Annotated in this window: 10 protein-coding genes and 1 tRNA gene; 10 read left to right on the top strand and 1 reads right to left on the bottom strand. The window is 45.2% G+C overall.

The window, feature by feature from the left end; translation table 11 throughout:
• Positions 1-6: 6 nt before the first annotated feature.
• Positions 7-77, top strand: a tRNA-Gly gene (locus tag BLQ13_RS24690).
• Between the two features lie 241 nt (positions 78-318).
• Here the strand turns inward: BLQ13_RS24690 and BLQ13_RS24685 are convergent.
• Positions 319-678, bottom strand: coding sequence for a WGxxGxxG family protein (locus tag BLQ13_RS24685; protein ID WP_090924358.1), 360 nt, complete (start codon positions 676-678; stop codon positions 319-321).
• A gap of 581 nt (positions 679-1,259) precedes the next feature.
• Between BLQ13_RS24685 and ppc the strand changes: the two genes are divergently transcribed.
• The 9 genes from ppc (at position 1,260) to ectB (ending at position 14,408) form a co-directional block, all read left to right on the top strand.
• The gene (gene ppc, locus BLQ13_RS24680; protein WP_090924357.1) at positions 1,260-4,052 is read left to right on the top strand and encodes a phosphoenolpyruvate carboxylase; all 2,793 of its coding nucleotides are present in this window, start codon (positions 1,260-1,262) and stop codon (positions 4,050-4,052) included.
• A 255-nt stretch (positions 4,053-4,307) separates the two neighbouring features.
• Entirely contained in the window at positions 4,308-4,874 is a 567-nt protein-coding gene (sigW, locus tag BLQ13_RS24675; RefSeq protein ID WP_090924356.1) for an RNA polymerase sigma factor SigW, read from the top strand.
• A 135-nt stretch (positions 4,875-5,009) separates the two neighbouring features.
• Entirely contained in the window at positions 5,010-5,624 is a 615-nt protein-coding gene (locus BLQ13_RS24670) for a zf-HC2 domain-containing protein (RefSeq protein WP_090924355.1), read from the top strand.
• A 290-nt stretch (positions 5,625-5,914) separates the two neighbouring features.
• Positions 5,915-6,754, top strand: a complete 840-nt coding sequence (cdaA, locus tag BLQ13_RS24665; RefSeq protein WP_090924354.1) for a diadenylate cyclase CdaA — start codon at positions 5,915-5,917, stop codon at positions 6,752-6,754.
• Complete coding sequence (locus tag BLQ13_RS24660; protein ID WP_167375837.1) at positions 6,747-8,246, top strand: CdaR family protein; 1,500 nt, start codon at positions 6,747-6,749, stop codon at positions 8,244-8,246. The genes cdaA and BLQ13_RS24660 overlap by 8 nt, the downstream gene beginning before the upstream one ends.
• 77 nt (positions 8,247-8,323) lie before the next feature.
• On the top strand, positions 8,324-9,664 hold the full coding sequence (glmM, locus tag BLQ13_RS24655; RefSeq protein ID WP_090924352.1) for a phosphoglucosamine mutase: 1,341 nt from the start codon (positions 8,324-8,326) through the stop codon (positions 9,662-9,664).
• A 364-nt stretch (positions 9,665-10,028) separates the two neighbouring features.
• A complete protein-coding gene (locus BLQ13_RS24650) occupies positions 10,029-10,274 on the top strand; it encodes a hypothetical protein (protein WP_090924351.1) in 246 nt (81 codons plus the stop codon).
• 155 nt (positions 10,275-10,429) lie between these two features.
• Positions 10,430-12,262 carry a glutamine--fructose-6-phosphate transaminase (isomerizing) gene (gene glmS, locus BLQ13_RS24645; protein ID WP_090924350.1) on the top strand — a complete coding sequence of 611 codons (1,833 nt, stop codon included), beginning with the start codon at positions 10,430-10,432 and terminating at the stop codon, positions 12,260-12,262.
• 862 nt (positions 12,263-13,124) lie between these two features.
• Positions 13,125-14,408 (top strand): diaminobutyrate--2-oxoglutarate transaminase, encoded by a 1,284-nt coding sequence (gene ectB / locus BLQ13_RS24635; protein ID WP_090924349.1) that lies wholly within the window; start codon positions 13,125-13,127, stop codon positions 14,406-14,408.
• Positions 14,409-14,539 lie beyond the last annotated feature (131 nt).

The following is a 14,539-nucleotide window of genomic DNA, read 5'->3' as shown; positions in this document are numbered from 1 at the left end:
GTTTATGCGGGTGTAGTTCAATGGTAGAACTTTAGCCTTCCAAGCTAATAGCGTGGGTTCGATTCCCATCACCCGCTTACTGATTCAAAAAAGTCTCTGCACTTATAGCAGAGACTTTTTTTGTAATGAATCTGAAACGTTGATATATCGTGTTAGGAGGCGGATCTAAGGCACAGATCGCCTTGTATGTATCTAAGAGCCGAACCCATTGTGTGAAGCAGTACACAATGGGTTCGGCTCTTTTATGTTGCTACGCTAAAGGTCAGTGATGACCAGCTTAGTAGCGGAGATCCTTTTTTTCACAAAAGAACCAATCCATTAACGCTCGTGATGATCAGTTGCTCTCTTACGCATACCGGCCAGTCCCAGCAACCCGAGCAAACCAAGCCATCCCCAGTCCATTCCGTTGTCGCGGTCTGTTGTTGTAGCTGCATTTGTACGTACACTGTTAGTGCGGTAATCCCCATTGTTTCGGTAATCCCCATTGGTACGATAGTTACCATCCATGTTCATGTTCAAGTTGCTGTTTGTACGGTCCATGTAGTTGCTATTCTGATAAGACTTTACACGTGAACCGTTGGTATCCATCCCGTTGCTCATATGGCCCTCAGCACCTGCAGAACCAGCCATTGCGGCAACGACTAACATGGAAGCAATAATGGTTGTGGCTTTTTTCATGATGTGAACTCCTCCTTTATGTTGTACGAACTATCAAGTAATCTGCCCAAATACACAAGAACATTATGTAGCAGGAGGAGTGTTAAGTTATGGGGGACAAACAAATTTTACTGTGAAATACATAAGAAATATGTCAAAAGACAACGGTAAGTGTTAGAAAATCGAAATTTCTCTTTAATTCATTGCGTCAGTGTGGTAAAGTATACAAAAGCTTGCTTTGCCGGTCATGTTTCTTAGGAGCGCCTGTTATCCATGAATGCTAAAACTGGAGAATTGAAAGCCTACTTCCGTATTCCAAAACCTAGAATAATGTGACTGCATAATTATTAATTTTTTAGATTAGTTATGAGATGTTCAAGGTATAAAAAGTACGTGAAAAAGGTATCATGCGACAGCATATGGCTATTCATAGAAGCAGAACAAGAAAATGAATAAAAAAGCGTGTTTTTGTGATGTATTTCGGGGATAATCCCCATTTTTACTAGTAGAAAAATAAAGATTTTCGTACCATTTTATTGTATGATGTTATGAAGGTGTCAAATTTACGTGTACGAATGGAACGATCAGATGGGAGGATAAGCATGACTGAAACTACGGTAACCGCCAGCAAAAGCCAATCCAACAACCTGCTTCGGCGAGACGTGCGGTTCCTGGGCAACATACTCGGAGAAGTTCTTGTCCATCAAGGAGGCACGGAGCTTCTAGATGTCGTTGAGAAGATTCGGGAAACGAGCAAATCGTTGCGTGCAGAGTTTTTGCCAGAACTGTATGAAGAGTTCAAAACGATGATCCAGGAATTAGACTCGGACAATCGTCATCAGGTTATTCGAGCTTTCGCTATTTATTTTCAATTAGTTAATATTGCTGAACAAAACCATCGGATTCGGCGTAAACGGGATTATGAGCGTTCTGCGGGAGATGCTGTACAGCCAGGTTCGATTGAAAAGGCAGTACAGGACCTAAAAGAACGTGGATTGTCTCATACCGAAGTAGAAGAGATTCTGGATGATTTATCACTGGAACTCGTGATGACAGCTCACCCGACAGAAGCGATGCGCCGGGTTATTCTGGATATCCATAAACGGATTTCTGAAGATGTCATGCTACTGGATAATCCTACGCTGACGTTGCGTGAACGTGAACAACTGCGTGAGAAACTGTTGAATGAGGTTATTACGCTCTGGCAGACAGATGAGCTTCGCGATCGCAAACCGACTGTACTCGATGAAGTGCGGAACGGGATGTATTACTTTCATGAAACGTTGTTCCACGTACTTCCGGATGTATATCAGGAACTGGAACGTTGCCTGAATAAATTTTATCCAGACCATGACTGGCATGTGCCGACGTATTTGCGTTTCGGTTCCTGGATTGGTGGAGACCGGGATGGAAATCCATCGGTAACTTCAGATGTAACATGGCAAACGCTTCTCATGCAACGCAAGCTCGCTTTGCGTGAGTATCAGCGGATTATGATTGAACTTATGGGACACCTCAGCTTCAGCACCAACATCATTCATATCTCGGATGAACTGGCGCAGTCGATTGAGCAGGATCGCAACTGTGTTACTTTGAAAAAAGTGGACATTTGGCGTAATGAAAAAGAGCCTTATCGCATTAAACTGGCCTACATGATTGCCAAGCTGAACAATGTCCTTGATGAGAACAAGGTTGGTCAGCCGGATCGCTACCAGAACGCTCAAGATCTGATTGATGATCTGTTAATTATCGACCGTAGCTTGCGTCATCATTTTGCTGACTATGTAGCAGATACTACAGTGCGTAAAATGATTCGTCAGGTTGAACTTTTCGGATTCCATACCGCTGCTCTGGATGTGCGTCAGCACAGCAAAGAGCATGAAAGTGCGATGTCGGAAATTTTAGCAAAAATGAATATTGTAGACGATTATGCACGTCTGACAGAAGACGGAAAAATCGATCTGCTTGCTCGTTTGCTGGATGATCCAAGACCACTTACTTCCCCGTATCATCAGTACACGGAAGGAACGAGAGAGTGTCTGGATGTCTTCCGCGCAATTAAGCGTGCACAGAATGAGTTCGGTACAAGCTGTATCACGAGTTACTTGATCAGTATGACACAAGGAGCAAGTGATCTACTTGAAGTGATGGTATTTGCCAAAGAGGTTGGTTTGTTCTCCAAAGGGGCAAACGGTGAAGTGATCTCTACACTGCAAGCTGTTCCGTTGTTTGAAACGATTGACGACCTTCATGCAGCATCGGAAATTATGCAACGGTTGTTTAACTTACCTATATATCGTGCAAGCGTGACTGGACGTAATGAGTTGCACGAAATTATGCTTGGATACTCCGACAGTAATAAAGATGGCGGTGTAGTTACGGCAAACTGGGAACTGCGCGTAGCGATGAATGCGATTACGGCTGTGGGCAATGAGCATGGTGTGAAGCTGAAATTCTTCCACGGACGCGGCGGAGCGCTCGGACGTGGCGGCATGCCACTGAACCGTAGTATTCTTGCACAGCCTCCTCATACGATTGGCGGCGGCATCAAAATTACGGAGCAAGGTGAAGTTATTTCATCTCGTTATTCTCTCCAAGGAATTGCTTACCGCAGTTTGGAGCAGGCTACTTCGGCGCTAATCACAGCGGCTTTGAATGGTCTGGAGCCGCAAGAGTCGGCGTCAGAGCAAGCTTGGGATGAGATTATTAAGGACATCTCGGAAGTGTCACTGACGAAGTATCAGGATCTCATTTTCCGTGACCCGGATTTCTTCACGTTCTTTAAAGAGTCTACGCCGCTTCCAGAAGTAGGCGAACTCAATATTGGTTCACGTCCATCCAAACGGAAGGGCAGTGACAAGTTTGAAGACTTGCGTGCGATTCCTTGGGTATTTGCCTGGACACAAAGCCGTTACTTGCTTCCGGCCTGGTATGCGGCAGGTACGGGGTTGCAAAGTTACTATCAGGGCAAAGAGGAGAACCTGAACGTCCTGAAAGAAATGTATGCTAACTTCCCGTTCTTCCGTACGCTGATTGATACGGTGCAAATGGCGGTTGCCAAAGCAGATCTCGTGATTGCTAAAGAGTATTCGGCCATGACTTCCAATAAAGAAGCTCGTGACCGTATCTTCGGTCAGATCGAATCGGAGTTTAAGCTTACCAAAGAGCTGATTCTGAAAATTACAGGTGAAGCTGAAATTCTGGATGATGTACCTGTAATTCAGGAATCGATTCGTTTGCGTAATCCGTATGTTGATCCACTTTCCTACATGCAAGTACAGTTGCTAAGTGAACTGCGTGACATGCGGGAACGTGGTGAGGATGATACCGAACTACTTCGTGAAGTATTGTTGACCATTAATGGTATTGCAGCAGGATTGCGGAATACAGGCTGATGTTTGATCAAAAGATCATTCACAACGTTCATATGATGAATGATTTATGTAATAAAATAAATATCTATCTCTTCTTTTGAAAAGAGAGATTAGACGGGACTCCTTAGGGAGTTCCCGTTTTTACTGTTTTTGGAGGATATTTGTCATACAGTCTTGATTTTTGACCAAAGTTGATTTACGATTTGATTGGTGAATTACAAGTGTGGACGGGTATCAGAAGACGGAAGACCCATCAGCATGTCTGGGGGAATCAGGGTGGACAATTTGGAGAACAGGCTTGTGAAGCTGGTACTCAAGGGAGACCAGAGAGCCTTTGCAGAAATCGTTGAATTATACAAGGACAAGCTGTTTCATTTGGCATATCGGATGCTGAGCAACCGTCACGAAGCGGAGGATGTTGTTCAGGAGACGTTTTTGCGTGTGTTTCGAAATATGGAAAAGTATGATCCGAATCAGAAATTCTCGACCTGGATCTATCGGATTGCAACGAATTTGTGCATTGACCGGTTACGGAGAAAGAAACCTTCTTACTCACTTGATGCAGAACTGAATGATCAGGAAGGATCTGACGGCTACGCAATGCTTCCTAGTGATGATCGAACACCAGAGAGTGAAGCACTGCTTTCCGAAACACAGACCCTCATCCGTGAGGCGATTGATAGCTTACCAGCCAAGTATAAGTCCGTTATGGTTTTGAGATATTTACAGGACTTGTCATTACAGGAGATCAGTGATGTCACAGGTATGCCCGTAACAACGATTAAGACAAGGGTGCACCGGGGCCGTGATTTTCTGCGCAAAAAACTAGAATATAAGTTATAATCACAATCACCCGAAATTTTGGGCAAAATTATTTGAAACATATCTCAAACGGGTGCGTATGAAATGTATGCAAGTCTTATGCATGCTTTTTGTAGGTGTATGGACTAAGTGTCTAAGGAAAGGATTGGCTCTCATATGGATTGCAACTCGGCCGTCTCTTTAATGCATGAATGTTTGGATGAGTCGTTGTCCCCGGATCAGAAAACTGAATTGAAAAGCCATTTGTTGATCTGTCCGGATTGTCGCATGCGCTTTAAAGAGTTGGAACAGACGGAAATGCTACTCTTTGCCATGAAACATTATTCACCGTCTGCCTCGGATGAGCTGACCAATCGAATTATGAATGCTCTGCCACAGCCCAAGAGACAACAAGTATGGCTCAGATGGGTCAAAGGACATCCCGCGCTGACGGCGGCAGCCTTCTTTTTGGTCGTGATGCTCTTTAGCGCCTTCAATTTCTGGAATCAGAACAACGAAATGGTCGTTAAGGGGAACAGTCTGGATCAGCTCGTGATTCAAGGCAACACGGTTATTGTTCCAGAAGGTAAGTCAGTTGCTGGCGATCTTACGATAGAGAATGGAACCGCTCAGGTGTATGGTGATGTGAATGGCAATCTGACGGTCATCGACGGACAACTGTTTCAAGCTTCTACAGCGCACGTGTCAGGTCAGGTAAAAAGTATTGATCAGGCGCTGGACTGGTTTTGGTACAAAATAACCAATATGGTAAATGAAGTGGCTTACCGCTAAGTCAGGGTATAACTTCACGGGTATATACCAAGCAGGGTACCTCCGAATTGCGTGGGGTGCTCTTTTTTTATTGCCTAAATGACAGAGAAAGTACGAAAAGGAAGCTTATATGCAGTTTGTGACTGGAGTAACTTGCAACCTGAACGGTAACGTTATAACCTAGATAGTAATGAGAACATACTACATATAGATAAGCATTGAATAAATGCGAAGAAGGGATTATGTAAAATCCCAAATGGTTAATATGAGATCAGAGTTTACTCATCAATGGGGATAGCGGGGGCTGGCTTATGAATTATTTTGCTGACTTAACGTGGAAAGAGTCCATTAAGGACGTTATCGATATATTGATCGTTACCTATATTATGTACAAACTGATTTTGCTTGTGCGGGGTACACGCGCGGTTCAGCTACTGAAAGGAATTTTGTTCCTGGTGTTGATCTGGGCGTTAAGCACATGGCTAAATCTGTATACACTTAAATGGCTAATGAACCAGATGTTTACGTTTGGGGTTGTTGCGGTGTTTATCATATTCCAGCCGGAACTCCGTCGTGGTTTGGAACAATTGGGTCGAGGTAAACTGTTTGGGCGCTCAGCCGCCGCAAGTGATGAAGAGTTAACCGTGTTAATTGGTGAAATTATTAAGTCCGTTAACTATTTGTCTCGCCGTAAAATTGGTGCACTTGTCGTCTTCGAGCGTGAAACAGGACTGAATGACTACACGGAATCCGGGATCAAGATGCAATCTCTCGTCAGTTCTGAACTGATGATTAACATTTTCATTCCCAACACGCCGCTCCATGATGGGGCAGTCATCATTCAAGGAAAACAAATATCTGCAGCAGCCTGTTACCTGCCATTATCCGAGAATCCGTTTATCAGTAAGGAATTGGGAACGCGCCACCGTGCGGCAATCGGAATAACGGAGGTGGCCGATGCAATCTGTCTGGTTGTTTCGGAGGAGACAGGGCAAGTTTCTCTGGCGATGAATGGACAGGTAGTTCGTGATATTAAGGAAGAGTCGTTGATTGCCAAGCTGTATGAGGAATTGCGACCGACCTCCAACCTGAGCAAAAAGAATGCATGGTCAACCTTCTGGAAACGGAAGGGGGGACGTAACAATGGATAAATGGTTTAACAACAATAACTTTGCGAAAATACTTGCACTGGCGGTAAGCCTGCTTCTCTGGTTCATGATTCATCTGGATGAAGTACCAACTACACCAACCATCACAACGGGGATATCGAGCAAGGTTGTGGAGCGTACTGTACCTGTTCAGCCATATGGGCTGGATAGTAATGCTTATGTTCTTACTTCACTTAGCACAGATGAGGTGCGGCTGGAGATTAAAGGACAGCGTTCAATGCTTACGTCCATTTTTACCAATGATGATTATAAGGTTCTGGTTGATTTGAGCCAGGTTAAAGATGGTTCGAACACACTGCCGCTTGTACCTGATCTGCCTTCCGGCGTTGAAGTGGTCAGTATGGAACCTTCCATGGTAACGGTGAACGTGGAGAAATTGGGCACCAAATCGTTCAATGTGAATATTGTACCCGAAGGAGAGCCTTCGGCTGGATATACGGCTGGAACGCCCGTGGTTGAGCCTTCTGCTCCAGTTAAGGTAACTCTGCCGGAAGGACAGCTTGATGCTGTGGCGAGTGTTCAGGGCAGTGTCAGTGTTAAAGATGCGAAGGAAGATATAATTCAGAAAAAAGTGAAGCTTCAGGCATATGATGCTGAGGGTAAAGTCATCGAGAATGCAACCATATCACCTCAAACAGTCGAAGTTCGAATACCAGTCAATCAGCCCTACACTAAAGTTCCCTTGAGGATCAAATATTCGGGACAGTTACCAGAGGGTCTGGTGCTGTCCTCGGTTGAGCCGAGCGTGAAAGAAGTCTCGATTTATGGGAGTGAGGGAGCACTTGCAGGTATACAGTCCTACGACCAAGCTACTCTTGATCTTACGCAATTCACGGAGTCTGGTACCTCTACAGTTAACGTGGACTTGACGCCGCCCTCTGGTTCTGAGAAAATCGAGCCTAGTTCGATTCAGATCAAGGTGACGGTGTCCCCATATGATGAGGTCGAAACAACGACCAAAGTCTTTCCCAACGTGCCGATTCATTTAACTGGTGTGGGGAACGGGCTGGAAGGTGAGTTGGTTACTCCTAAAAGTGGTGGACAGAACATCACACTAAGTGGGCCAAGAACCATGCTTGAAGGTCTCAGTGGTGATGACATCAAGCTTACAGCCAATCTCCAGGGACTTGGTGTGGGCACACATGAGATTAAACTGGAAGCTAATCTGCCCCGGTTTGCTAAGCTGGATGAGGCGTCTAATAATTTAAGTGCCACGGTGAAGATCAGTGAGAAAGCCGCAGATGCGACTGCTCCTCCAGAGCAAAATTCTGGTGAGGATAATCCCTCAGGGCCAGATCCATCACCGGCAGAAGTTGAGAATGGACAGCCAAACACGGATCCTGTAGAAGAGCAAAACGAATCGAATACGGAACAGCAGGATCAAACTCAGCAGGGAAGTGCAGCGACCAATCGTGGTAGTGTAAATAACAATGCAAATAATAATAACGGCAGTAAATCTGGTTCTAATCCGTAATTATGCAATTTTTTATTTTCAAATCTAAAATTGATATTGATGTGCTCATATATGATGCAAATAGAAGGAGTTAGATCATGGGTAAATATTTTGGTACAGATGGTGTAAGAGGGGTTGCGAATAAAGAATTGACGGCGGAGCTGGCTTACAGCATCGGACGCTGTGGTGGTTATGTGCTTGCAGGCGGGGTGGAAAGACCTAAAGTAGTGATCGGCATGGACACACGAATCTCCGGACTTATGCTGGAATCAGCACTCGTAGCGGGTCTGTTGTCTATTGGAGCGGATGTAATTCGTTTAGGCGTTGTGTCTACACCAGGTGTCGCTTATATTACTCGTTTGCTCAAAGCAGACGCGGGTGTAATGATCTCGGCTTCCCACAATCCTGTTGAGGATAACGGTATCAAATTTTTCGGTGGAGATGGCTTCAAGCTATCGGATGAGACGGAGAACCGGATCGAAGAGCTGATGGATGCGGCAAAAGATGAACTGCCACGCCCCGTTGGTGCAGGTCTTGGAACGGTGACGATGGATGAGCAATCTCGTTATCGTTATCTGGATTATCTGAAAACCACTGTATCCGAGTCGTTCTCTGGTCTCAAAATTGTACTCGACTGTGCCAATGGTGCGGCATATGAGCTGGCACCAAAATTATTCAGTGAGCTTGGGGCTGAAGTTATTGCCATTGGCGCTGAGCCGAACGGTCTGAACATTAACGAGCAGTGCGGTTCGACTCATCCGGAGCATTTAAAGCAAGAGGTGCTGAAACATCAAGCGGATCTTGGCCTTGCTTTTGACGGGGATGCCGATCGTCTGATTGCTATTGATGAAACGGGTGCCGAAGTGGATGGCGATTTTATTCTGTGTATTTGCGGAGACGCGATGAATCGGGCAGGCAAGCTGAAAGATAGCACGGTGGTGTCTACCGTTATGAGTAATATTGGTTTCTACAAAGCAACAGAGAAGCTTGCGCTGAAAACAGCCAAAACGGCTGTTGGTGACCGCTATGTGATGGAAGAGATGCGTCGTGGTGGATATAACCTGGGCGGCGAGCAGTCGGGTCACGTTATTTTCCTGGACTACAATACAACGGGAGATGGCATGCTAACGGCGATTCAACTTGTCGACACACTGAAAGCTTCAGGTAAAAAGCTGAGTGAGTTGAAAGCAATCATGACACAGTACCCACAAGTGCTGGTTAACGTTCGTGTTGAAGACAAGAGCAAATACGAAGGCAATGTTGCCATCGGAGAAGCGATCGCTGCAGTAGAAGAAAAACTGGGAGATAATGGTCGTGTGCTTGTTCGTGCATCAGGTACCGAGTCCTTGATCCGTGTTATGGCTGAAGGGCCAGATAAAGATGAGCTGGAGCAGTTTGTATCCCAGATTGCAGATGTTGTGCAAAAAGAACTGGTATAACCTACTGAAAAAAGCCTGTTGTCATGCGATTTGAGTGTTATTTTTCACAAAATTGATATCTTGGCATATGGTTATACAGAGGCTGCTTTAATTCCATATATTAACGATTTATTCATTGTTCCTGCGTCCTGGCCAGATAAGACTACGGGTCTGATTATTTGGCTGGGAGCGTGGGTAAATATGCTGAAATGGTTACAGGTACTTTGCTCCATTGCAAAATGGACTTAAGGTGCATATAATGAGTGGAGTCGTCATTCAGACACGGAAAGTGAGGATTGTAAGGTTACAGTTACACAAGCGCCAGAGCTTGGAGTTGCGCGGGACGCATGTTGATGGATGTCTCTTTTGCTAATCAGGAGATAACATGGGAAACATGGACGGCAATCAAGCTGACGAGGTGGAGGTGTTCGGATTGTTCGGCGGGGACCTCCCGGTGATGCACCAGAGCCGTAAACCGGATTGCGGAAAATGGATAGGTGACTGTCCACACAACGCGCCGGTAGGTGCAAAGGATCAGATAAAATTCAAAATGAATGTGCGTGAAGAGCGTAAACAGTGCGCGGACGGGAAAATGATGTACATTCATGATTGCATTCGTAATAGAGCATGAACACACAGGGCGGCAGAAGGCCGTTCTAATCATTGATAATTGAATAGGAAATGATATTCATGATACGGTAAGCAATCTATCATTTTCCAATACGTCCACCTCTGCCTGTTTCTCTTCCAGACACAGTATTCATATACAAACGGAGGAACTAAATTATGTGCGGTATTGTTGGATATATTGGTAATAAGAACACTCAATCGGTATTGGTCGAAGGATTGAAAAAGCTCGAGTATCGTGGTTATGACTCTGCAGGGATCGCTGTATTTACACCGCAAGGTCTGCAAATTACGAAAGCTCTTGGACGTTTGGCGAATCTTGAAGCAAAGCTGGATGGTGCTCCGCTGGTAGGTAATGCCGGAATCGGACACACTCGCTGGGCTACGCATGGTAAACCATCGGACGAGAATTCCCATCCACACACGGATGGAAGCCAGAAGTTTTCCGTTGTGCATAACGGGATTATTGAGAACTATCTGGAGCTGAAAGATGAGCTGATCTCCCAAGGTCACACGTTTACTTCCGAGACAGATACTGAAGTCATTTCTCACCTGGTTGCACGTGAATACAATGGTGATATTGTTAAAACTGTGCAAAAAGTGATCACGTTGTTGCGTGGTGCATTCGCACTGGGTGTATTGACAGAGCATGAGCCTGAGAAACTTGTTGCTGTGCGTCAAGCTAGTCCATTGATTATTGGTGTTGGTGAAGGCGAGAACTTCATTGGTTCCGATATTCCGGCAATTCTGGAACATACACGTAATGTGTACATTCTGAATGATGGCGAAATGGCTGTATTGACACATGATGCTGTCGAATTGATGACGATTGAGGGCAATTTTATTTCTCGGGAAATGATTCGTGTCGATTGGGATGCAGTAACCGCGGAAAAAGGCGGATTTGAGCACTTTATGCTGAAAGAGATTCATGAGCAACCAAAAGCATATCGTGATACAATGCTGGGTCGCATCGACAATGAAGGCAAAAAAGTGCAGCTTCCTGAGCTCAAAATGACGGAAGAGCAAATTAAAAATATTCGTAACGTTCAAATCATCGCATGTGGTACAGCGTACCATGCTGGTCTGGTTGGACGTACAGTGATTGAACAAATGGTTCGTATTCCGGTTGAAACGGATGTTGCTTCCGAGTATCGTTACCGTTCGCCGATCGTTCATAAAGATACACTTGTAATTGTGGTAAGCCAATCCGGTGAAACAGCAGATACGCTGGCAGCACTGCGTGAAGCTCAATCTAACGGTGCGCATGTACTGGCGATTACAAATGTTGTGGGTAGCTCGATTGCACGTGATGCAGATGATGTAATTGCTACATTGGCTGGACCTGAGATCGCAGTGGCTTCCACTAAGGCTTACACGTCCCAGTTGATCGCGTTCAACCTGCTTGGTCTGTACCTTGCACAAGTACGTGGTACACAAACACCGGATGAGATTGCACACACACTGGCAGCGATGCAAGCACTGCCAGAACAAGTGGAATCCATGCTGGAGCAAGCGGATGCGATTAAAGGGTATGCGGAGCAAATCTCTAAACATGAACATCTCTTCTTCATCGGCCGTGGTTTGGATTATGCGGTAGCACAAGAAGGCTCATTGAAACTGAAAGAAATCTCTTATATTCACTCTGAAGCTTATGCTGCAGGTGAGTTGAAACACGGTACACTCGCGTTGATCGAGGATGGTATCCCTGTTATTGCATTGGCGACACAGGAGAACGTACTGGAGAAAACGGTAAGTAACATCAAAGAAGTAAAAGCACGTGGCGCAGACGTACTGGCGATTACGTACGAAGAGCACGTAGCTCCATTGCTTAAATCCGTTGACCAAGCGTTTGCGATTCCTAAGACATTGCCACTTCTAAGCCCAGCTCTGTCTGTTGTTGCATTGCAATTGCTGGCGTATTACGCTTCCCTCGCTCTGGGTCACGATGTCGATAAACCACGTAACTTGGCGAAAAGTGTAACGGTTGAGTAAAATCCAGGCTTGAATGAACAAGTGTGTTCAGTGATGAAAAAGTTGTGAACTAGTAAAAGAGTTTTGAATCGTATGGTATGAACAATGGTTTTAACATCGAAAAGGGAGCCCGAGAGATTGACTCGTGGCTTCCTTTTTTAGTTCTCAAAATATACGATACAGCCTTGATCATTCGTTGTAGTGAAAATGAAAGAAAAGGACGAAGCCAAATGAAGAAGAGAGCCTACCACGTATCGAAATCGCAAGTAATGCACTTCGTAAAATAGTTGTTAAATCGACATCAACGTAATTTTTAGCTCTGCTAATCTTTACAAAACAAAAGTAAATTAAAATGAAAAGTATAACTTCTTAAATTCTTCTGCTTACATAAGTTAACGAGACCAATTTAGGACAATCATGTTAAATTTTTGTAAAGTGAAAGGATTCAAAGCTTCGACGGAGAAAGTGAAGGTAATATATACCATTAGTACCATTCGGATTATTGGTAAATTACTCCTGTTTAATTCCTCGATTGATGACAAACTCTGCTTATTTCCCTCCTAATTGTGTTAATTTAAGGCGAAATATTAACACTTTATACTTCAAAGATCTAATTTAACCAAAATTTTACTATACATTCTTTGGAAATTTGATATAATTCTACGCAGGTCGACCTTCCAATTATTGAAAAAAATAGAATTGGTGGGTTTTTATACATACCTAAGCTGTGTGCGAGAGACCAGTCTACTGGATACCCAGCAAGCCGGCATGCGAGGACCGACAATTGTGGTAACGACAGCCAAGAATTTTTTGCTCGATGACGCCAGAAGTTTCAGAAAGAATGAAGCTAAACTTATCCCAATTACGATGGAGGATGAAGCGCGTGAGCATTTTTGAGAAGCTGGAATCTAACGTAAGATCTTACTGCAGAAGCTTTCCGGTAGTATTCGACCGGGCCAAGGAAGACCTGTTATATGCTGAGGATGGAAGAGCATACATTGATTTTTTTGCAGGTGCTGGAGCACTGAACTATGGTCATAACAACGATTATATTAAAGGTCGGATTCTAGATTACCTGACCTCCGATCGGATTATGCATGGTCTCGATATGTACACAATGGCCAAGCGCGAATTCATCCAGAGCTTCTCGGAACGGATCTTGGAGCCAAAGAAGCTGAATTACAAGCTTCAATTCTGCGGTCCGACGGGCACAAATGCAGTGGAAGCGGCACTCAAGCTTGCACGCAAGGCGAAGAAAAGAACCGGCATCTTTGCATTCATGGGCGGTTTCCACGGTATGTCACTCGGCAGCCTTTCGGCAACAAGCTCCAAGTCGATGAGGGAAGGTGCAGGACTTCCTCTGGATGGAGTCACCTTCATACCACACCCGAGTGGAGCTTTCGCAGATATGGATACACTTGGTTATATTGAAAATATTCTAACGGATTCGCACTCCGGAGTTGATAAACCGGCTGCCATCCTGCTCGAAACAGTTCAAGCTGAAGGGGGCATTCATGTTGCTGACGCACAGTGGTTACGCGGATTGCAACAGATTTGCCGCAAGCACGATATACTGCTCATTACCGATGAGATTCAAGTCGGTTGCGGCCGAACTGGCGAATTCTTCTCCTTCGAACGTGCGGGAATTGAGCCGGATCTGATTACTCTGTCAAAGTCAATCAGCGGGTACGGCCTGCCAATGTCCCTCCTGCTCCTGAAGCCTGAACTGGATCTCTGGACGCCAGGGGAACACAACGGCACCTTCCGCGGCAACCAGCTCGCTTTTGTGGCTGCCAAGGCTGCTCTTGAGTTCCGGGATAGAGTAGCCTTGGAACAACAGGTGAAGCAGAAGGAAGAGTTCGTGCGAGCGTTCCTTGATAAAGAAATCAAACCTCTACATCCTTCCATCACCATCCGCGGGCTTGGCCTGATCTGGGGCATTGACGTTTCGGGCTTTACGGATGAAGCCGGGGCGAAGCGGATGTCGGAGATCAGTTTCGAGAATGGGCTTATTATTGAAAGGGCCGGCAGAGGGGACCTCGTCCTGAAGATCATGCCTCCGCTGACTGTTTCCATGGAGAATCTGGCTGCTGGTTGCGATATTATCAAGTCTAGTATTCAGCAGGTAATCTCTCAAGAGGCCCAGCGTTTGCTGGTAACAACCTAAGTTTGGTCAAACCGACGGGTGCGCTGGCAATAGGAATAGAACTTCTTTCAGGGGGCCGCGCGTCAGGCAACATGGAATTCATTTCTATTCCTAGGACTAACCCGTTCATCTAATACAGAGCATTTTTGAGA

Origin of the sequence: Paenibacillus polysaccharolyticus (assembly GCF_900102085.1) — a bacterium.
Lineage (GTDB): Bacteria > Bacillota > Bacilli > Paenibacillales > Paenibacillaceae > Paenibacillus > Paenibacillus polysaccharolyticus.
Note: the sequence above shows the minus strand (reverse complement) of the source record. Positions and strands in the feature narration are given on the sequence as shown.